Raw genomic sequence first — 20,556 nt, 5'->3', positions numbered from 1 at the left:
CGCTGTGCGATTCACGCGGTTATCCCAGCAGGAACCGATGAGCCGCACGGCAGTTGTGAACAGTCTTTTGCCGCCGGAGCAGGCTTTTGTAGGGCATGGCGCGCGAAATCGGAAGAGCCTGGCCGCCAATGACGTCCACGGCGCCCGTTTGCGCCCCACCTGGGCGCAGCGATTGCTCATTAAGCCCTTGCTGAGACTTTGTTTGTCGCCCCCTTCCCAAGCCAGCGCCGCTTGCCTAACAATACCTCATGCCACCGGGAAAACCCGGGGCGAAATCCGGAAGGGGAACTTGCCTAACAATACCTCATGCCACCGGGAAAACCCGGGGCGAAATCCGGAAGGGGAAACGGATGTTCAATGTCGATCTGCTGGTCAATGCGCTTACAACGCTTCTCGTCACGCTCGATCCGCCCGGCCTTGCGCCGATCTTCCTAAGCCTCACGGTCGGGCTCAGCCGCCAGGAGCGCTTTCAGGTGGCCACGCGCGGCTCGCTGATCGCCTTCTTCATTCTCGCGGCCTTCGCACTCTTCGGCAACAGTATCCTCGGCCTGCTCGGCATCTCGATCGGCGCCTTCCGCATCGCCGGCGGCCTGCTGCTCTTCTGGATCTCGTTCGAGATGATTTTCGAGAAGCGGCAGGAGCGCAAGGAAAAGACCGGCGAGAACGCGACGGTCAAGGATCACATCCACAACATCGCGGTCTTCCCGCTCGCCCTGCCACTGATTGCCGGTCCCGGTGCGATCTCGGCGACCATCCTGCTTGCCGGATCGTTCCCGACCGCCGTCGAGCGTACCCAGCTCATCATCGTCATCGCGCTGTCGATCGTCAGCCTATTCCTGGCGCTCGTCATCGCCGAGCGCATCGACCGCTTTCTCGGCGTCACCGGTCGCGCCATTCTCACCCGCCTGCTCGGCGTGATCCTGGCGGCACTCGCCGTGCAGTTCGTCGTCGACGGCGTCAAATCCGCGATGGCGAGCTGAGGTCGGACGGCCGCGCGCATTCTTCGCCCGACGCCGTCGACAAAGACCGGAAACAAAAAACGCCACGTCCTTGGGACGTGGCGTTTTTCGTCAAAAGGATCCGCTTGCGATCAGAACGGAATATCGTCGTCCATATCGCGCGAGAAGCCACCACCCTGGCCGCCTTGACCGCCCTGGCCACCGCCCGAACGGCCACCGCCGGAAGACTGGCGCGGCTGGTCGTAATCGTCGTAACCGCCGCCGCCATAGTTGCCGCCGCCGCCGAAGTCACCGGCTCCACCGCCGCCGCCACGGCTTACACCGGAGCCGCCGCCTTCGCCGCGGCCGTCAAGCATGGTCAGCGTCGAGTTGAAGCCCTGCAGGACCACTTCGGTCGAATAGCGGTCATTGCCGTTCTGGTCCTGCCACTTGCGGGTCTGCAGCGCGCCTTCGATATAGAGCTTGGCGCCCTTCTTGACGTACTGCTCGACGACCTTGCAGAGGCCTTCGTTGAACACCACCACCTGGTGCCACTCTGTCTTTTCCTTGCGCTCGCCGCTGTTGCGGTCGCGCCAGGTTTCCGAGGTTGCGATGCGCAGGTTGGCGATCGGCCGGCCGTCCTGCGTGCGCCGGATTTCCGGGTCTGCCCCGACATTTCCGATCAAGATCACCTTGTTGACGCTTCCAGCCATGTTGCTTTTCCCGTGGTTTCACCGGACCGTCGGCCCGGCTTGGAATTTCAAGAGCGCGCATCTTAGCGGTCTGAACCCGCCGATACGCCCCGCCTCACACATAATCCACAACAGTTTTGGTCGTTTTATGGACGATTTGTTCTTTATTTGTTCTAGTATTTGACTATGATCCTGTCAACCGACTCGAATTGGCCGCCTGTTTTGCCGATTGCGCCTCGACATGGGCGTTAGCGTCATTACATAGGGGGCTTTCAACCGACATGCAAAAGCTGGCTTCCGATGAGTGAACTCAAGACCATCTCCATTCGTGGTGCGCGCGAGCACAATCTGAAAGGCATCGACCTCGATCTGCCGCGCAACAAGCTGATCGTGATGACCGGCCTTTCCGGCTCGGGCAAATCGTCGCTTGCCTTCGATACGATCTATGCCGAAGGCCAGCGCCGTTATGTCGAAAGCCTTTCGGCCTATGCGCGCCAGTTCCTCGAGATGATGCAGAAGCCGGATGTCGACCAGATCGACGGCCTGTCGCCGGCAATCTCGATCGAGCAGAAGACGACCTCGCGCAACCCGCGCTCGACGGTCGGTACGGTCACCGAAATCTACGACTATATGCGCCTGCTCTTTGCGCGCGTGGGCGTTCCCTATTCGCCGGCGACGGGTCTGCCGATCGAAAGCCAGACGGTCAGCCAGATGGTCGACCGGGTGCTCGAATTCGGCGAAGGCACCCGTCTCTATATCCTTGCGCCGCTCGTGCGCGGCCGCAAGGGCGAGTACAAGAAGGAACTCGCCGAGCTGATGAAGAAGGGCTTTCAGCGTGTCAAGGTCGACGGCACCTTCTACGAAATCGCCGAGGTTCCGGCACTCGACAAGAAGTACAAGCACGACATCGACGTCGTGGTCGACCGCGTCGTCGTCCGCCCCGACCTCGCCTCGCGCCTTGCCGACAGCCTTGAGACCTGCCTGACGCTCGCCGATGGCCTTGCCGTCGCCGAATTCGCCGACAAGCCGTTACCGCCAGAAGAAACCGCCGCTGGCGGTTCGGCCAACAAGTCGCTGAACGAAACCCACGAGCGCGTGCTGTTTTCGGAGAAGTTCGCCTGCCCGGTTTCCGGCTTCACCATTTCCGAGATCGAGCCGCGGCTGTTCTCGTTCAACAATCCCTTCGGCGCCTGCCCGACCTGCGACGGTCTCGGCAGCCAGCAGAAGATCGACACGGCGCTGATCGTGCCGGAAGAGCATCGGACGCTGCGCGACGGCGCAATTGCGCCCTGGGCGAAATCCTCGTCGCCCTACTACAACCAGACTCTGGAAGCGCTCGGCAAGGTCTTCGGCTTCAAGCTCGGCAGCCGCTGGAACGAGTTGTCGGCTGCGGCGCAGAACGCGATCCTGCACGGAACGGAAGAAAAGATCGTCTTCCATTACGAGGATGGCGCCCGCTCCTATAACACCACCAAGAACTTCGAAGGCATCGTGCCCAATCTCGAGCGCCGCTGGAAGGAAACCGACAGCGCCTGGGCGCGCGAGGAGATCGAGCGCTATATGTCGGCTGCGCCCTGCCCGGCCTGCGCCGGTTTCCGCCTGAAGCCGGAAGCGCTGGCGGTCAAGATCGACAAGCTGCATATCGGTCAGGTGACCGAGATGTCGATCCGCATCGCCCGTGACTGGTTCGAGGCCCTGCCGGAACGTCTGAATGCCAAGCAGAACGAAATCGCCGTCCGCATCCTGAAGGAAATCCGCGACAGGCTGCGCTTCCTCAACGATGTCGGTCTTGAGTATCTGAGCCTGTCGCGCAATTCCGGAACGCTTTCAGGCGGTGAAAGCCAGCGCATCCGGCTGGCCTCGCAGATCGGCTCGGGGCTGACAGGCGTTCTTTACGTGCTCGACGAGCCGTCGATCGGCTTGCATCAACGCGACAACGCCCGCCTGCTCGACACGCTTCGGCATCTGCGCGACATCGGCAACACGGTGATCGTCGTCGAGCATGACGAAGACGCGATCCTGACATCCGACTACGTCGTCGATATCGGCCCGGCTGCCGGCATCCACGGCGGCGAGGTCATCGCACAGGGGTCGCCGTCGGACATCATGGCCAATCCGAAATCGCTGACCGGCAAATATCTGTCCGGCGAGCTTTCGGTCGCCGTTCCCTCCGAACGCCGCAAGCCGAAGAAGAAAAAGGAAATCACCGTTGTCGGCGCCCGCGCCAACAACCTGAAGAACGTCACCGCCTCGATCCCGCTCGGCGTCTTCACCGCGGTTACCGGCGTCTCCGGCGGCGGCAAGTCGACCTTCCTGATCGAGACGCTTTACAAGGCCGCCGCCCGCCGCATCATGGGCGCGCGCGAAAACCCGGCCGAGCACGACCGCATCGATGGCTTCGAGCATATCGACAAGGTGATCGACATCGACCAGTCGCCGATCGGCCGTACGCCGCGCTCGAACCCGGCGACCTATACCGGCGCCTTCACGCCGATCCGCGACTGGTTCGCCGGCCTGCCGGAGGCCAAGGCGCGCGGCTATCAGCCGGGCCGTTTCTCCTTCAACGTCAAGGGCGGCCGCTGCGAGGCCTGCCAGGGCGACGGCGTCATCAAGATCGAGATGCACTTCCTGCCGGATGTCTACGTCACCTGCGACGTCTGCCATGGCAAGCGCTACAACCGCGAAACGCTCGATGTGCATTTCAAGGGCAAGTCGATCGCCGACGTGCTCGACATGACCGTCGAGGAAGGCGTCGACTTTTTCGCCGCGGTTCCTTCGGTGCGCGACAAGCTCGTCACGCTCAACCAGGTCGGTCTCGGCTATATCAAGGTCGGCCAGCAGGCCAACACGCTTTCGGGCGGTGAAGCCCAGCGCGTCAAGCTCGCCAAGGAACTGTCGAAACGCTCGACCGGCCGCACGCTCTATATCCTCGACGAGCCGACCACCGGCTTGCATTTCCACGATGTAGCCAAGCTTCTTGAAGTCTTGCATGAGCTGGTCAACCAGGGCAATTCGGTCGTCGTCATCGAGCACAATCTGGAAGTCATCAAGACCGCCGACTGGGTGATCGACTTCGGCCCTGAAGGCGGCGACGGCGGCGGCGAGGTCATCGCCAACGGCACGCCGGAAGACATCGTGAAAGAGAAGCGGTCCTATACCGGCCAGTTCCTGAAGGAGCTGCTGGAGCGCCGGCCGATGAAGAAGGTCGAAGCGGCGGAGTAGGTTCGCCGAACTGGTCGGCGCGCTTTAGGAGTGTTGGCATGATGCGGCCTGCTCGTCTCAAAGATCTGGCCGCCGTGCAGAGCGTGACGGAGGCGGCCTATGAGCCCTATCAGGCGCTGCTTGGTGGGCCGCCGCTCCCGGTCACCGAAGACTACGCGCCTCGTATCCTTCGTGGCGAAGTCTGGCTTCGGGAGCGAAATGAGGCTGTCTCGGCGCTTGCCGTTGTCGAACGGCACGCCGATCACCTTATGATCTTCAGCCTGGCGGTTGCCCCGGCCTATCAGCGCCAGGGGCTCGGTATCGAATTGCTGCGCTTCGTGGATGCCAAGGCGGCCGAGTGGGGCTTGCCGGAGGTGCGGCTCTACACCAATTCACGCATGGAGCGAAACATTGCGCTCTATCGCGCCTATGGATTTCAAGAAACGGGTCGCCGACCCAATCCCTATCGTCCAGGGTGGACACTCGTGGACATGACGAAATCGATCAAAGAGTAAAAAGTAGGCGGTCAAGCGATGGCCGTCGTTGAGGAGGATGGCATGGCAAAATCCGGAAAGATCCGCGTTGGTATTGGCGGCTGGACCTTCGAGCCCTGGGAAGGCACCTTCTATCCCGACACGCTGGCAAAGAAGCGGCAGCTTGAATTTGCCGGCAAAGAGCTTCGGGCGATCGAGGTGAACGGCACCTATTACTCGTCGCAGAAGCCTGCGACCTTCGCCAAGTGGGCGTCGGAGGTGCCCGATGATTTCATCTTCTCCCTGAAGGCGAGCCGCTTCGTCACCAACCGCAAGGTTCTGTCGGAAGCCGGCGAATCCATGGAGCGTTTCCTGACGCAGGGACTGACCGAGCTTGGGGCCCATCTCGGCCCCATCCTCTGGCAGTTCGCGCCGACGAAGAAGTTCGAGCCCGACGATTTCGAAGGCTTTTTGAAGCTTCTGCCGGAGAAACAGGACGGCTTGCCACTGCGCCATGTGGTCGAGGTCCGCAATCCGACCTTCCAGTCTCCGGATTTTGTCTCGCTGCTGGAGAAATACGGCGTCGCCGTCGTGCTCGCCGAGCATGCTGACTATCCGATGATCGCCGATGTCACCGCCGATTTCGTCTATCTCCGCCTGCAGAAGGGCAGCGACGAGATCAAGACCTGCTATGCCGCCGACAAGCTCGACCTCTGGGCCGATCGCGCCAAGGCGTTTGCAGCCGGCGACGAGCCGAGCGGCCTTGAGAAAAGTGCGCCTGATCGCAAGGCCAAGAAGGAACCGCGCGACGTGTTCGCCTACTTCATCACCGAGGGCAAGGTGAATGCACCGAACGGCGCACGCGAGCTGCAAAAGCGCGTCGACTGACATGAGCGGGCCAGATTGCGCGCAGACGCGTCTGGCCCGCTTGGAGCGCATCGGCGCCCCCGAACCATACCACTCGCTTTAGTCCCAGGCCTGTCGCAGAGCGTCGATGATCCGCCCTCCCGCGGGCTGCGCCGACGTCGGCTGCGAACCGATACCGGTGCTTACGGGACCGTTAATAAACGAATCACTGCCCCACCCCATATCGCTTTCACTGATGCAACCGAGCCTGCCGTAAGGGACACTTTTTATGCGGGTTTTTACCCGTCAAAATTTCGTTTGGGCGCCGACCGTTGCGTCAGTCTCACAGGCAACCTCCGGAAGTGCCTGATTTTCATGGCATTGGCCGATGTCCCCGTTTTCCACAGCTGACCCACACAACATCTAGCGCTCAAACTTCCGTCACAAACCACCCCTTGACGCCCCCGGACGATTCACGGTTAATGGATTTCACGTTGCAACGGCGGCGGACCGGATTGTTCAAGTCCCGGTTCCTCTCCCAAAATCGGCGGTTCTGAAAGGCGGCAGTCATGGATTTCACCATGGGGTCGCCCTGAGGATTTCTGTGCGATTTTTCGGGTCCACCGGGGCAATATTTGGCTGGCTTGAAGAAGTTGTTGATACTATATTTAGTATTTGCAGCCAGCCTATCTCACAAGATACAGGGTCACCCAGTTGTGGGTTTCTCTCCAAGGACGGAAGCTGAGACTGGCTGCGGGATGCCCCTCGCGGCCGGGCGGGGACAATTGCGCCTGTGGCGGGCGCTAGGCAACACGAAGGACCAGGGACAATGAAGATCGAACGTCGTTTCACGAAAGCCGGGCAATCCGCCTATGCGGAGATCGAATTCCGCAAGGCTACGAGTGAGATCAAGAACCCCGATGGTTCGATCGTTTTCCGCCTTGCCGATATCGACGTACCGGCTCAGTTCAGCCAGGTTGCCGCCGACATTCTCGCGCAGAAGTATTTCCGCAAGGCCGGCGTTCCCGCCAAGATGAAGCGCGTCGAGGAGAACGATGTCCCCTCCTTCCTCTGGCGCGCGGTTCCCGACACGGATGCGCTGAAGGCGCTGCCGAAGGATGAGCAATACGGTTCCGAAACCGATGCCCGTCAGGTCTTCGATCGCTTGGCCGGCACCTGGGCCTATTGGGGCTGGAAGGGCGGCTACTTCGATACCGAGGAAGACGCCTCCGCCTTCCAAGACGAACTTGCCTACATGCTCGCCACGCAGCGCGTCGCGCCGAACTCGCCGCAATGGTTCAACACCGGCCTGCATTGGGCCTATGGCATCGACGGCCCCGGCCAGGGCCACTTCTATGTCGACCCCTTCACCGGCAAGCTGACGAAGTCGAAGTCGGCTTACGAGCACCCGCAGCCGCATGCCTGCTTCATCCAGTCGGTCGGTGACGATCTTGTCAACGAAGGCGGCATCATGGATCTCTGGGTGCGTGAAGCGCGCCTGTTCAAGTACGGCTCCGGCACCGGCTCCAACTTCTCCTATCTGCGCAGCGAAGGCGAAAAACTTTCGGGCGGCGGCAAGTCCTCCGGCCTGATGTCGTTCCTGAAGATCGGCGACCGCGCCGCCGGCGCGATCAAGTCGGGCGGCACCACCCGCCGCGCCGCCAAGATGGTCGTCGTCGACATCGACCATCCGGATATCGAGGAATACATCAACTGGAAGGTCAAGGAAGAGCAGAAGGTTGCTGCGCTCGTCACCGGTTCCAAGGTCGTCGCCAAGCACCTGAAGGCGATCATGAAGGCCTGCGTCAACTGCGAAGGCACGGACGACGCCTGCTATGACCCGAAGCAGAACCCGGCGCTGAAGCGCGAGATCCGCGCCGCCAAGCAGGCGCTGGTTCCGGAAAACTACGTCCAGCGCGTCATCCAGTTCGCCAAGCAGGGCTACAAGGACCTCGAGTTCAAGACCTACGACACCGACTGGGATTCGGAAGCCTACCTCACGGTTTCAGGCCAGAATTCCAACAACTCGGTCTCGATCAAGGACGACTTCCTGCGCGCCGTCGAAGGCGATGGCGACTGGCACCTGACCGCCCGCAAGGACGGCCGCGTCATGAAGACGCTGAAGGCACGCGACCTCTGGGAATCGATCTCCTACGCCGCCTGGGCGTCGGCCGATCCGGGCCTGCACTTCAACACGACGATGAACGACTGGCACACGAGCCCCGCCGCCGGCCCCATCCGCGCGTCGAACCCGTGCTCGGAGTACATGTTCCTCGACGACACCGCCTGCAACCTCGCCTCGCTGAACCTGATGACGTTCAAGGACGCAGCGACCAAGCGCATCAACATTGCCGACTACGAGCACGCCGTCCGCCTGTGGACCATCGTTCTCGAAGTCTCGGTCATGATGGCGCAGTTCCCGTCCCGCGAGATTGCCGAGCTTTCCTACGAATACCGCACGCTCGGCCTCGGCTACGCCAATATCGGCGGCCTGCTGATGTCCTCGGGCATTCCCTATGACAGTGCCGAAGGCCGCGCCATTGCCGGTGCGCTGACCGCGATCATGACCGGTGTCTCCTACGCCACCTCGGCCGAGATGGCCGAGAAGCTCGGTCCGTTCCCGGGCTTTGCGCCGAACCGCGACAACATGCTGCGTGTCATCCGCAACCACCGCCGCGCCGCCTATGGCGAGACGACCGGTTACGAAGCTCTCTCGGTCAACCCGGTTGCGCTCATCCATGGCGACAATCCGGACCAGGACCTCGTCATCCACGCCATGAGCGCCTGGGACAAGGCGCTGGAACTCGGCGAAAAGCACGGCTACCGCAACGCCCAGGCAACGGTTATCGCGCCGACCGGCACGATCGGCCTCGTCATGGATTGCGACACGACCGGCATCGAGCCTGACTTCGCGCTTGTGAAGTTCAAGAAGCTCGCCGGCGGCGGCTACTTCAAGATCATCAACCGCGCCGTTCCGGAAGCCCTGCGCTCGCTCGGCTACGGCGAGAGCCAGATCGCCGAGATCGAAGCCTACGCTGTCGGCCACGGCAACCTGAACCAGGCGCCGGCGATCAACCCGTCGACGCTGAAGGCCAAGGGCTTCACCGACGAAAAGGTGGAAGCGGTCAACGCCGCTCTGAAGAGCGCCTTCGACATCAAGTTCGTCTTCAACCAGTGGACGCTCGGCGCCGACTTCCTCAAGGGCACGCTGAAGGTCACCGACGAACAGCTCGGTTCGATGGACTTCAACCTGCTCGACCACATGGGCTTCTCCAAGAAGGACATCGAAGCGGCGAACATCCACGTCTGCGGCGCGATGACGCTGGAAGGCGCACCGTTCCTCAAGAACGAGCACCTGCCGGTCTTCGATTGCGCCAACCCCTGCGGCAAGATCGGTAAGCGCTACCTGTCGGTCGAAAGCCACATCCGCATGATGGCCGCCGCCCAGCCGTTCATCTCGGGCGCCATCTCCAAGACGATCAACATGCCGAACGAGGCGACCGTCGAGGACTGCAAGAACGCCTACATGCTCTCCTGGAAGCTGGCGCTGAAGGCAAACGCCCTCTATCGCGACGGCTCCAAGCTGTCGCAGCCGCTGAACGCCTCGCTGATCGAGGACGACAAGGACGAGGATGCGCTGGAGGATCTGATCCAGGCGCCTGCCGCCGCCCAGGCCGTCACCATCACCGAGAAGATCGTCGAGCGCGTCATCGAGAAGGTGATCCGCGCCCGCGAAAAGCTGCCGAACCGTCGCCAGGGCTACACCCAGAAGGCCGTCGTCGGCGGTCACAAGGTGTATCTGCGCACCGGCGAGTTCGGTGACGGCCGGCTCGGCGAGATCTTCATCGACATGCACAAGGAAGGGGCCGCCTTCCGTGCGATGATGAACAACTTCGCGATCGCCATCTCGCTCGGCCTGCAATACGGCGTGCCGCTCGAAGAATATGTGGAGGCCTTCACCTTCACCAAGTTCGAGCCGGCCGGCATGGTCCAGGGCAACGACGCGATCAAGAACGCGACGTCGATCCTCGACTACGTCTTCCGCGAACTGGCGGTTTCCTATCTCGGCCGTCACGATCTTGCTCACGTGGATACGTCCGATTTCGGCAACACCGCACTCGGCAAGGGCATCCAGGAAGGCAAGACCAACCTGATCTCCACAGGTTGGACGCGCGGCTACAAGCCGACGATCGTCGGCGGCACCGGCGACCGGGCCTCCAGCGAACCCAAGGGCTCGTCGACGGGTGCCCCCGCTCGCGCCTCCTCGGGTGCGACCGTGACGGCGATCGCCGGCAACACGGTGCGCAAGCTGGAAACAACGACCGCGATCGCCACTTCGGAAATCGTCGCTTTCAAGCGCGACTATGAAGAGCGGGCTGCGGAACTGGCAGAAGAGATCGCCGACGAAGTCGAGCAGGAAGTCACCGCCCTCTTCTCCGACAAGGCAGCCGCCGAAGCGGCATCGGCCAAGTCGGATGCCAAGAAGGTGGAAGCCGAACGCCGCGCCCGCTCGATCATGCAGGGCTACACCGGCAACATGTGCACCGAGTGCCAGAACTTCACGATGGTGCGCAACGGCACCTGCGAGAAGTGCGACACCTGCGGCGCAACGAGCGGCTGCAGCTGAGCCACGTCGTCGTCGCCTTTGACGACGACGACTGAACGAAGGCCACGATCATTGCCAACCCGAGGTTTTCCTCGGGTTGGAGTGCTTTATAGAACAAAACGCGAATATACAGACCGAGCCACCATTTGATTGGGTTCCCTTGAAGCCTGTTCCGATCATCGACATTATTCTCGAAGACCCGAACCGGGAGGACCTCAGCGGCATCGTTGCGCCGCTGGATGCCTACAACCATGCCCATAGCGGCATGGCCGATCTGCCCGGTTTTGCCATCGTCCTTCGCGATCCGGAGACGAAAGTCGCGACGGGTGGGCTCTATGCGACGGATGGATATGGCTGGGCCTTTATCCGTTACCTCGCCGTTCCCGATGAATACCGCGGCCAAGGCCTTGGCCGACGCCTGATCGAGGAAGCGGAGAAGATCGCGCGCCAGCGCGGCTATGTCGGCCTTTGGCTCGACACCTTCGAATTCCAGGCCCGGCCCTTCTATGAAAAGCTCGGCTTCGAGTTCTTTGGTGAACTCGAAGGCGGTGAAGGGGCGATTGCGCGCTACTTTCTGAAGAAGCGGTTCTGACGTCGGAAAGTCACGCTCCGAAGAAGCAACCGCGTTTTCTGCCCTCCGAAAGCAGCAGCATGCGGCGGCGACACGATTCACGACCGCCGACGCCGCCGGACAGCGAGTGCCTTGTTGCCCTACAACGCGTTTAGGGTCACCCGAATCGCCGGCTGCTGTTGACGTCCTTGCCGATGATCTCCCGGATAATGGTCAAGCTTTCCTTGGCCGCTTCTTTAGGTGCAAGTGCGGTATCGGCGACGTTGCTGACCAGCTTCGTCATGTCGTGATCGATGTCCTTCTCCGCCCAGCGCTTTCCTTTGGCGACGGTGATGTACACGGAGTAGGCATGGTGCATGGTCCCGGGCCGCTCGCCGATGATGTGGAGAATTCCTCGAAACGTGCTGGGATCGGCCTCGGCAAACAACGTCTCGCCGATCCTGTAGCCGGCCCGCACTCTGCCGCTGGTCACCAGGATGTTCTTGTCACTCACCGAGACGCCGGCATCGCCGAGCAACCTGCGCATTTCCTCCAGATAGGGCGAAAGATGGCCCTCATCCATGATGGCCTTGGCGTTCAAACCATCTGAAATGACGGTTGGCGTGTACCGCCGACACTTCAACGAGGCTCACGGAGCGCCATCGTCCGGTTGCAGGGTAAACCCGCCGGCAGAGTTCGACAATGGGTGGAGTGCGCAAGCGGTTCAGAGAACGACGCCGCACTTCGCCTAGCCGGATCGGGCAACGACGTTCGAGCGTGCGTGCTGGCGCGCGTCTATTGACAGGCTTGGCGGCCGTCGTGTTGACTGGATGGCACGGGGCCGTAGCTCAGTTGGGAGAGCGCCGCAATCGCACTGCGGAGGTCGAGGGTTCGACTCCCTTCGGCTCCACCAAGGCAAACAGAATTGAGCCAATTGCCGAAGCACTGGATCAGCGGCTGATTTGTAAGCAGATCGCAAGTTCGCGTTACTCTGGGGATACCACTCGTCCCGGCCACCGCCCGGCCTTCGCGCAACAACGCCCGCTCACGCGCCCCTGTTTTCAGAGGCTGAACGGATCCCGTGCCGAGCGTTTCTCGCTCGGTGCATTGAACGGATCCGCCTTCTTCTCCTTGGACTTGCGGCCTTCGTCGGCGATGATCTCGTCGACTGCCTTCTGGCACTTCATCAGCTCTTCGGCCGCGGGGCCAGTGCCGCGCAGGCTGAGATTGGCGATCACGCGATCTTCGAACGCGATGGCCAGGCCCCGCTTGCGCACGAAGCCCGTCAGGAACTCGGCGTCGGTGACGTTCACGAACAGAAACTTTCCGCTCGCATCGCCAGCAGCGGTCGCCGAAGCGCTCCAGGGCTCGGTCTTGTCGAAGCGGAACGTCAGGTCGTATTCCTTGCCGACCTCGAGCGACCGCCAGTCGTCGCTGGCAAAGCTCATGTAGAGCGGCGACTCGGAGCCCTTGGGATAGAACCCGAGCCGCAAGGTGACGCCGCCGTCGAATTCCGACGATATGAAGCAGGAGCCCTCCATCGAGGTGTCGGATGCAACGGTCCAACCGTCGACGTCCTTCCACTTGATGATTTCGGACTCCTCGGCCGCGGCCGATCCCGCGGCGATCAGACAGCTTACCAATCCGACCAGCAATCTACGCATGCAAAACCCCCGTTTGCCCGCATTTTGATAGGTACCCGCGCCGCTGTCGAGGGTACCGAGCCCGATACCAGCAACATTTTAGGAATATTCACCTCTCTGCGGAAAGCGGACGCGCCCATCACATGGCGAAAGGATCTTTCGACGACTTGGTCTGGCCGCCACCGGCAAAGGGATCGTTGTTCGGGCCAGTGCCACCGGCGCCGGCAAAGGGATCGTTCGCTGCCCCCTGCCCGCCGTTCGGGATCAAGGCGCTAACCGCCTCCTGACATTTGAACATCTCGCTCACCGCCTTCATCGAATCGCGCAGGCTGAGGCTCGCGACGACGCGTCCCTCGAAGGCCAGCGCCAACGTGTTCTTGCGAACGAATTCGGTAAAGAAGTCGGTGTTGGAAAAGTTCACGACGAGGGCCTTGGCGCCGGTAAGATCGACGCCGAATGCAACGGCCGGCCACTGGCGACCCCGGTCGAGCTGCAAGGCGACGTCATATTCCCGCTGCGGCTCGATGGATTTCCACTCGGCATTGCCGATCGAAAGAAACGCCAGGTTCGCCGACCCCCGCGGATAAAAGCCGATACGAAGGATTGCGCCTGCATCATAGCTCGTCGCGGCGTAACACGAGCCTCCCAGGGATGGATCGGAACCCACCGTCCAGGCGTTGATCCGCTTCCAGATGTTCGAACGCCCATCTTCAGCAGACGCCGCTCCGGCCGTGAGCAACAGACCGAGCACCACCAACGACAATCTACGCATGCAATTACCCCACTTTCCACGCAAAGTTATCTTTTTTTGACCTCCTGTCGAGACGGTGAAGCCCCTTCCTCGCAGGGATTTTTGCGCATCCCCCACCCCCGACCCTAGAGCCGATACTGCCGGTGCGTTCTTCGCGCGTCGCAAGAGGAACGGTCAAGATGAACTCGAGGTGGAGCGGCTGGCGCAAATCGGACACAGCCTGCAGGCAAAGAGCTGTTGAACACGGCAGAGTGATCGCCATGCTTGCTGGACTTCGGAACGAAAGCACGGTTCACATCGTTTCCCACCATGTAGTGCCACCCCTTCATCAAGTGGACGATTCCCGTGCTTGCCGCCCTGCTTCTCGCTTCGATAGTCGCATCGCCCAATATGCCTGACGTCAAGCTCAGCGCCGCGACGGTGGATGAACTCCAGACCGATTTCGAACGGGCCGTGCCGTGCCATCAGATCGATGGACGCAACGTGTGGAAGGGCGCACTGGCGTTCTACATCCAGTCCTTCGTTTATGACGGCGACACGCCCGTCGCGACCGACGCCGCCGACGCGGTGCTGCCGGAAGACAACAGCGCAGAGACGGTGAAGGAGTTCGAGGACGCCTGCTCGACCTCGCAAGCGACCTAAATCTCTCCTCATAGAGCCCCGTGATTCGCTCGAATCAGCTGCGCGACTGGCGTCATCCGGCGCGATTTTGGCACGCAACCGTCGCCGATAAGCGCCCTGCTCCCGCAAAAGTGACCGATCGGCACCCGCAGAAGCGGCCAATCGCCTGAATTCACGGAATTTTAGGCACTTGCGGAACACATATGGAACAGATAGTGTCTGTTCTTGATTTGTTTCACGCCTCTGGAGCGACGTGCCATGCTGACCCGCAAGCAACAGGAATTGCTTCTGTTCATTCACGAACGCATGAAGGAGTCGGGCGTACCGCCGTCATTCGATGAAATGAAGGATGCGCTCGACCTGGCGTCGAAGTCTGGCATCCACCGTTTGATCACCGCGCTCGAAGAACGCGGCTTCATTCGCCGGCTGCCGAACCGGGCGCGCGCGCTCGAAGTCATCAAGCTTCCGGAAGCCTACGCCGCCGGCCAGCAGCAGCCGCGCAGGGGCTTCTCGCCGAGCGTGATCGAAGGCAGCCTTGGAAAGCCGCCGGCGGCCGCTCCTGCTGCGCCGAAGCCCGCCCCGGTTGCCGAAAGCACGTCCGTTTCCGTCCCGGTGATGGGGCGCATCGCTGCAGGCGTTCCGATCTCGGCGATCCAGAACAACACCCATGACATCACCGTGCCGCTCGACATGATCGGCAGCGGCGAACATTACGCCCTTGAAGTGAAGGGCGATTCGATGATCGAGGCCGGCATCTTCGACGGCGACACGGTGATCATCCGCAACGGCAACTCGGCCAATCCCGGCGACATCATCGTGGCGCTCGTGGACGACGAGGAAGCGACGCTGAAGCGCTTTCGTCGCAAGGGCGCGTCGATTGCGCTCGAAGCCGCCAACCCCGCCTACGAGACGCGCATCTTCGGACCAGATCGCGTGAAGATCCAGGGCAAGCTCGTCGGGCTGATCCGCCGCTACCATTGAATTCCAGGCAGAACGCCGAATCAAAAAAGAGCCTCGCCAAGGAAATTGGCGAGGCTCTTTCCATTTCGGGTGACCTGAAATCCAGATCGCCTATTCGTGGATCGTATATTCGCCGAGCTCGCAGAGATCCTGCGTGTCCTCGGTCGTATCGAGGGCCGAGCCCTCCTCGAATTCGAATCGCATGTCGTATTTGCAGACGTCCCGCCCGTCGGCAATGGTGATCTCCATGCTCTCGCCAGGGTTCAGGACCTGCCGACCGAAAACATCGTCTTCCCACTCATTGACGCCGACCGGCGACGTATAAAAGTTCGTCAGGACCACGCTGGTGTTGTTCTTCAGCTGGAAAACCAGGTCGTCCGCGTGCGCCTCAATAGCGGTCGCCGCAATACACGCCAACGCCGTCAGGATCAGTCTCTTTTTCATTGATGCCATTGCCTCCGTTCTTAATGTTGACGGACGCTACCGATGCGGCTGATCTCAGCGGAGTCATCGTTCCCCCTCTACCGATTTCACCGAAGCGATAAGATCCGACGGAGGCATAGGAGACGTGGCTTGCGCGGACGTGGGGTCGCGAAACGACCCGCGCTGCCCCAGGGCAGAACGTCGAACCAATTTAAACGAGGTGAAAATATTGGAGGCCTCGCCCGGAATTGAACCGGGGTACAAGGATTTGCAGTCCTCTGCGTCACCACTCCGCCACGAGGCCTCACAGCTCGGATAACCAAGCGTTGGCGCGGATTTAGAATGATTGCAGAAAAACCGCAAGAGGCATTTTCTGAAAAACGCGCCGTCGATTTGTTGGATAGATACTTTCCACAGAACGATCGCCGATGTCCGCCGATCGGCTCCCAGTTGATCTCAGCACCAGGGCGTCGGGCGTCCATCCCACGGGCGCACGAGCCCCTCGGAGACAAGCACGCGTCCAAGAGATTGATCGCCACGGGTAACCAGGCGCAGTTTTTCGCCGGCCTTGGCGTCTGATCGCCCGCCTGCCGAAACCAGCTTGAAGTCGCCCGCGTTCAGCAGCTCTCGCAGGCGCTGCTTGGCGTAGAAGCCGCGCGAACGCTCCTTGTCGCAGCTTGCCTGGCGGATTCGCGGCGCGTCGACGTCGGCGACGCGGATCGTCTCGCCATGAAAGACGAAAGTGGCGCCATCGATCACGCAGTTGTCGTTGCGAATGCCACAGAAATAGAACTGGTCGGTGCGGATGGACGCCGTCTTCACCTCTTCATTCGGCCGCACGACAGGGGTAGGCGGCGTGACCCCGACATTCACCGACGGCACGGGTGCGGCCAGAGCGACCTTGGTGACCGGGTCGGGCTTCGGATTCGGCTTGTGCCTGTCCGCCTGATGCGCGACGCGCTCCTGCGCTTCAGGAACGGCACGCGGAGGCTTCGGCTTCGTTTCCGTTCGCGACGCAAATGCCACGACATCGGAAACCACGGGCCAGTGCCGCAACTCGGCGCGATGGTCATAGGCCATGACGCCGCCAAGGGTGAGCGCTGCGGCCAGATACCATGGCGCCATGCCGCCCTGCTTGCTGCTGCTTCTGCCCGAACTGCGGCGTCGACGTTTCGTAGTGGCTTTGGCCATCGGTCCCCATCCTGATTCGAGACCGCATTATGCGTTTGATGCGTTGCCGAAAAGTTTTCGAGGGCACCCCAACAGAAGGGAAGACGGCGACGAACCGGTCATTCGCCTGCGCGGCCACGGCCCTTGTTGAGAGATTCGGAATTGATGCGGGGCGGCCGCGAGGTTTCGAAACCGCCGACCACCCTGCCCTCGACAACAAGATCGATAATTCTGCGCCCGGCTCAGGAACCCTTCGAGGAATTGGTCTTCCCGCGCCATCGCGCCCACCAGACGGCCAGGCGACGACGACGGCGGCGAACCGAGGGAATGTCGTGGGAAAGCACGATCAGGCCCAGCGGTATCATCCAGAAGCCCAGCACGGGCAAGAAGCCTAGAAAACCGCAGAACACCAGCAGCGAACCCAGCAGGATGCGCAAGAGCGGAGAGTCGGGCAGCGCTATGCGCCATTTGCCCAGCACGATCTGTCGTGTCTGCGGATCAATGCCGAAATGCATCTGCTTCCTGTTTTTATTCATCATTCCCTATCCGGCGTGTTTTCCCACAATTGGGGACTTCTCCACAGCCTCGCAACGGAACTTGTCATTTTTTTTGAAAAAAGCGCTTGGCAAATCAGAAAAGCATGCGTATTAGCAGCCTCACTTCTGAAGCGCACAGCACAACAGCGGCGCGGATGATCCCTGGTAGCTCAGCGGTAGAGCATTCGACTGTTAATCGACAGGTCGCCGGTTCGAATCCGGCCCGGGGAGCCACTTTCTAAAAGAGCCATTTGCAGCGATGCGAATGGCTCTTTTTCATTTTGCGCCTATGTTCCATAGGTGATCAATCCCCAACCTCCTGATGGTTCTCCATGACAAAGGCCGCGGCGCCGCCCATCATCGTCTGGTTCCGCAAGGATCTTCGCCTGGCCGACAATCGCGCTCTTTCGGCCGCTGCCGGCGAAGCCGCGGTCATTCCCCTCTATATTCGCGAACCCGCCGACAGCGGCAACGGCCCGCTTGGCGCGGCTCAGGAGTGGTGGCTGCACCATTCGCTTGAAGCTTTGGGCGCAAGTCTTGCCGAGCGCACTTCAAGCCTCGTTCTTCGATCAGGCACGCCGCTGGACGTGATCGTCGAGATCGCGCGCGCAAGCGGCGCGGAGCGCATCTACTGGAACCGTCGCTACGACCCGAGCGGCATCGCCACGGATACCGCGCTCAAGAAGGCGCTGGCAGAACGGGGCATCACCGCCGAGAGTTTTGCTGGGCAGTTACTGCACGAGCCCATGCGGCTGCTGACGACCACCGGCGGCCCCTACCGCGTGTTCACGCCGTTCTGGCGCGCGCTCGTGCTGAAAAACGAGCCGGCACCGCCGATCGACCGGCCGCACCATGTTGCAGCACCGGAAACCTGGCCGCGATCGGAGCGCCTCGACGACTGGTCGCTGTTGCCGACGAAGCCGGACTGGGCAGCAACATTCGGCGAGGTGTGGACGCCGGGCGAAGACGGTGCCTCCGCCCGCCTCGAAGAATTCATCGACGAAAAGCTCGACGCCTACAAACGTCGCCGCGACTTCCCCGACGCGGATGGCACATCCCTGCTCTCACCCCATCTGGCGTTTGGCGAAATCTCGCCGGCGCAGGCCTGGCACGCGGCAGCGGGCCCCCAGGCCGACAGCGGCGAAGGGGCTGCCACCTTCCGCAAGGAGCTCGCCTGGCGCGAATTCTCCTACCATCTGCTGTTTCATTATCCTGAGCTCCCCCGCCGCAACCTCGACCGTCGATTCGACCGCTTCCACTGGCTGAACGACGACGACGATTTCACCACCTGGACCAAGGGGCTCACCGGATACCCGATCGTCGATGCCGGCATGCGCCAGCTGTGGCGTCACGGCTACATGCACAATCGCGTCCGCATGATCGTCGCCTCCTTTCTCATCAAGGACCTGCTCGTCGACTGGCGCAGGGGAGAAGCTTGGTTTCGCGACACGCTGGTCGACGCGGATCCGGCCAACAATGGCGCAAGCTGGCAATGGGTCGCCGGATCGGGCGCGGACGCCGCACCGTTCTTCCGGATCTTCAACCCGCTGATCCAGGGCGAAAAATTCGACCCCGACGGTCTCTATGTGAAGCGCTTCGTGCCGGAACTCGAGCGCCTTTCCCCGCGCTATGTCCATCGCCCCTTCGCAGCCCCACCCGCAGCCCTTGCGGAAGCCGGCATCGAACTTGGCACGACCTACCCCAAACCGATGGTCGACCATGCCGTTGCGCGGGACCGGGCACTGGCGGCTTTCCGGCAGATCACAAGCGCGCCGGGAGATTCCGAAGGCCCATAGAGCCTCCGGTAGAATTCCTCAGTTGGCGTCTCGCCCGATTGCGGCTAGGCTCACCTTACGGATGCAACAGCTGAGGGGGTGGTGTATGCGTAATCTGGAAGCCGATTTTGCTGCATTAGCCGATGCCGTGGAGCTATCTTCCGACAACCTGGCAACGGTCGTGCGGGATTTTCCGCTCAAGGCGCGCATGGTGCTTGGCGCGCTGGTGCACCTTCAGGTGGGAACGCTGATGCTCGCCACGCCAGATGGCCGCCGGCTGGTGATCAAAGGCGCCAGGGCCGGCCCCAGCGCCATCCTCAATCTCAACAACTGGAACCTGCCCCAGCGCGCCATTTCAGGCGGCACCATCGGGGCCGCGGAAAGCTACATCGACGGCGACTGGGACAGTCCCGATGTCGGCGCCTTTCTCGAACTCTTCCTCGTCAACGCCGAAATCGGCAACAACTTTCCGAACCGCGCGCGCGGGCTTCTGCGCCTCTTCGACAAGTTCCTGCACTGGCGCAATGCCAATACCCGCTCCGGTGCCCGCCGCAACATCCAGGCCCACTACGACCTCGGCAATGCGTTTTACAGCGAATGGCTCGATCCGAGCATGACCTATTCGTCCGCGCTCTACGCCACCGGCGCCAATGATCTCCGCTCGGCGCAGAAAGCCAAGTACCGCGCGCTGGCCGAGGCGACGAATCTGCGTGCCGGCGACCACGTGCTCGAGATCGGCTGCGGCTGGGGCGGTTTTGCCGAATTCGCGGCGGCGGAAATCGGCTGCAAGGTCACCGGGCTGACGATCAGCCGCGAGCAACTGGCCTTCGCGCGCGAACGCATGCAGCGGGCCGGCCTTGCCGACCGTGTCGAACTGAAGTTCCAGGACTATCGCGAGGAAAGAGGCGCCTATGACCGCATCGTCTCCATCGAGATGTTCGAGGCCGTCGGCGAAAAATTCTGGGCAACCTATTTCTCGCAGCTGAAGCGGTGCCTGAAACCCGGCGGCAAGGCCGGACTGCAGATCATCACGATCAAGCCCGAATCCTATGAGGAGTATCGCTCCAATCCGGATTTCATCCAGAAATACGTCTTCCCGGGCGGCATGCTGCCGACGCGCGAGCATCTGGTCGAGCTTGGCCGCAATGTCGGCCTGCGGATGATCAACGACTTCGGCTTCGGGGTCGACTATGCCCGCACGCTCGGCGAATGGCGGGAGCGGTTCTGGGCGGTCTGGAGCAGGATTGAGCCGCTCGGCTTCGACCTGCGATTCAAGCGGCTGTGGGAGTTCTACTTCTACTATTGCGAGGCTGGGTTCCGCGCCCGCAACATCGATGTCCGGCAGATCGTCTTCGAGTGAAGCGTACGCCG

At 61.6% G+C, this 20,556-nt stretch carries 16 protein-coding genes, 3 tRNA genes and 1 pseudogene; 12 read left to right on the top strand and 8 right to left on the bottom strand.

Annotation, left to right across the window (positions count from 1 at the left end; genetic code table 11):
• Positions 1-350 precede the first annotated feature (350 nt).
• Positions 351-980 carry a MarC family protein gene (locus IB267_RS01635; RefSeq protein ID WP_192446136.1) on the top strand — a complete coding sequence of 210 codons (630 nt, stop codon included), beginning with the start codon at positions 351-353 and terminating at the stop codon, positions 978-980.
• A gap of 110 nt (positions 981-1,090) precedes the next feature.
• Here the strand turns inward: IB267_RS01635 and IB267_RS01630 are convergent, their stop codons facing one another.
• Positions 1,091-1,651 (bottom strand): single-stranded DNA-binding protein, encoded by a 561-nt coding sequence (locus IB267_RS01630; RefSeq protein WP_192446135.1) that lies wholly within the window; start codon positions 1,649-1,651, stop codon positions 1,091-1,093.
• 279 nt (positions 1,652-1,930) lie between these two features.
• Between IB267_RS01630 and uvrA the strand changes: the two genes are divergently transcribed.
• The 5 genes from uvrA to IB267_RS01605 all read left to right on the top strand — a co-directional run bounded on the left by uvrA (position 1,931) and on the right by IB267_RS01605 (position 11,348).
• Positions 1,931-4,852, top strand: coding sequence for an excinuclease ABC subunit UvrA (gene uvrA / locus IB267_RS01625; RefSeq protein WP_192446134.1), 2,922 nt, complete (start codon positions 1,931-1,933; stop codon positions 4,850-4,852).
• 41 nt (positions 4,853-4,893) lie between these two features.
• The gene (locus IB267_RS01620; RefSeq protein WP_192447150.1) at positions 4,894-5,346 is read left to right on the top strand and encodes an N-acetyltransferase; all 453 of its coding nucleotides are present in this window, start codon (positions 4,894-4,896) and stop codon (positions 5,344-5,346) included.
• 42 nt (positions 5,347-5,388) lie between these two features.
• On the top strand, positions 5,389-6,192 hold the full coding sequence (locus IB267_RS01615; RefSeq protein ID WP_192446133.1) for a DUF72 domain-containing protein: 804 nt from the start codon (positions 5,389-5,391) through the stop codon (positions 6,190-6,192).
• Positions 6,193-6,979: 787 nt separating this feature from the next.
• Positions 6,980-10,777, top strand: a complete 3,798-nt coding sequence (locus IB267_RS01610) for a vitamin B12-dependent ribonucleotide reductase (RefSeq protein WP_192446132.1) — start codon at positions 6,980-6,982, stop codon at positions 10,775-10,777.
• Positions 10,778-10,916: 139 nt separating this feature from the next.
• Positions 10,917-11,348 (top strand): GNAT family N-acetyltransferase, encoded by a 432-nt coding sequence (locus IB267_RS01605; protein WP_192446131.1) that lies wholly within the window; start codon positions 10,917-10,919, stop codon positions 11,346-11,348.
• A gap of 136 nt (positions 11,349-11,484) precedes the next feature.
• On the opposite strand, the pseudogene IB267_RS01600 reads toward IB267_RS01605, so the two are convergent.
• Positions 11,485-11,922: pseudogene (locus tag IB267_RS01600) on the bottom strand (ethanolamine ammonia-lyase light chain EutC); the annotation flags it as partial.
• Positions 11,923-12,143: 221 nt separating this feature from the next.
• Here IB267_RS01600 and IB267_RS01595 point away from each other — a divergent pair.
• A tRNA-Ala gene (locus IB267_RS01595) sits at positions 12,144-12,219 on the top strand.
• Between the two features lie 148 nt (positions 12,220-12,367).
• On the opposite strand, the gene IB267_RS01590 is transcribed toward IB267_RS01595, so the two are convergent.
• Entirely contained in the window at positions 12,368-12,970 is a 603-nt protein-coding gene (locus IB267_RS01590) for a hypothetical protein (RefSeq protein ID WP_156134020.1), read from the bottom strand.
• A gap of 118 nt (positions 12,971-13,088) precedes the next feature.
• A complete protein-coding gene (locus IB267_RS01585) occupies positions 13,089-13,817 on the bottom strand; it encodes a hypothetical protein (protein ID WP_192446130.1) in 729 nt (242 codons plus the stop codon).
• Positions 13,818-14,045: 228 nt separating this feature from the next.
• On the opposite strand from IB267_RS01585, the gene IB267_RS01580 reads away from it, so the two are divergent.
• The gene (locus IB267_RS01580; protein ID WP_043614248.1) at positions 14,046-14,342 is read left to right on the top strand and encodes a hypothetical protein; all 297 of its coding nucleotides are present in this window, start codon (positions 14,046-14,048) and stop codon (positions 14,340-14,342) included.
• A 237-nt stretch (positions 14,343-14,579) separates the two neighbouring features.
• Positions 14,580-15,302, top strand: a complete 723-nt coding sequence (lexA, locus tag IB267_RS01575) for a transcriptional repressor LexA (RefSeq protein ID WP_043614246.1) — start codon at positions 14,580-14,582, stop codon at positions 15,300-15,302.
• 90 nt (positions 15,303-15,392) lie between these two features.
• On the opposite strand, the gene IB267_RS01570 is transcribed toward lexA, so the two are convergent.
• The 4 genes from IB267_RS01570 to IB267_RS01555 form a co-directional block, all read right to left on the bottom strand.
• On the bottom strand, positions 15,393-15,725 hold the full coding sequence (locus IB267_RS01570; RefSeq protein ID WP_192446129.1) for a hypothetical protein: 333 nt from the start codon (positions 15,723-15,725) through the stop codon (positions 15,393-15,395).
• Positions 15,726-15,934: 209 nt separating this feature from the next.
• Positions 15,935-16,008, bottom strand: a tRNA-Cys gene (locus tag IB267_RS01565).
• 152 nt (positions 16,009-16,160) lie between these two features.
• Entirely contained in the window at positions 16,161-16,895 is a 735-nt protein-coding gene (locus tag IB267_RS01560; protein WP_192446128.1) for a thermonuclease family protein, read from the bottom strand.
• A 221-nt stretch (positions 16,896-17,116) separates the two neighbouring features.
• Entirely contained in the window at positions 17,117-17,410 is a 294-nt protein-coding gene (locus tag IB267_RS01555) for a hypothetical protein (RefSeq protein ID WP_043614612.1), read from the bottom strand.
• 159 nt (positions 17,411-17,569) lie between these two features.
• Here IB267_RS01555 and IB267_RS01550 point away from each other — a divergent pair.
• The 3 genes from IB267_RS01550 (at position 17,570) to IB267_RS01540 (ending at position 20,545) form a co-directional block, all read left to right on the top strand.
• Positions 17,570-17,644 (top strand) — tRNA-Asn (locus IB267_RS01550).
• A gap of 98 nt (positions 17,645-17,742) precedes the next feature.
• On the top strand, positions 17,743-19,206 hold the full coding sequence (locus IB267_RS01545; protein WP_192446127.1) for a deoxyribodipyrimidine photo-lyase: 1,464 nt from the start codon (positions 17,743-17,745) through the stop codon (positions 19,204-19,206).
• Positions 19,207-19,291: 85 nt separating this feature from the next.
• Positions 19,292-20,545 carry a cyclopropane-fatty-acyl-phospholipid synthase family protein gene (locus IB267_RS01540; protein ID WP_192446126.1) on the top strand — a complete coding sequence of 418 codons (1,254 nt, stop codon included), beginning with the start codon at positions 19,292-19,294 and terminating at the stop codon, positions 20,543-20,545.
• Positions 20,546-20,556 lie beyond the last annotated feature (11 nt).

This window comes from Ensifer sp. ENS09 (assembly GCF_014852425.1).
In the GTDB taxonomy this organism is placed as follows: Bacteria; Pseudomonadota; Alphaproteobacteria; order Rhizobiales; family Rhizobiaceae; genus Ensifer.
The sequence above is the reverse complement of the archived record's forward strand: the minus strand, read 5'-3'. Positions and strand labels throughout refer to the sequence as shown.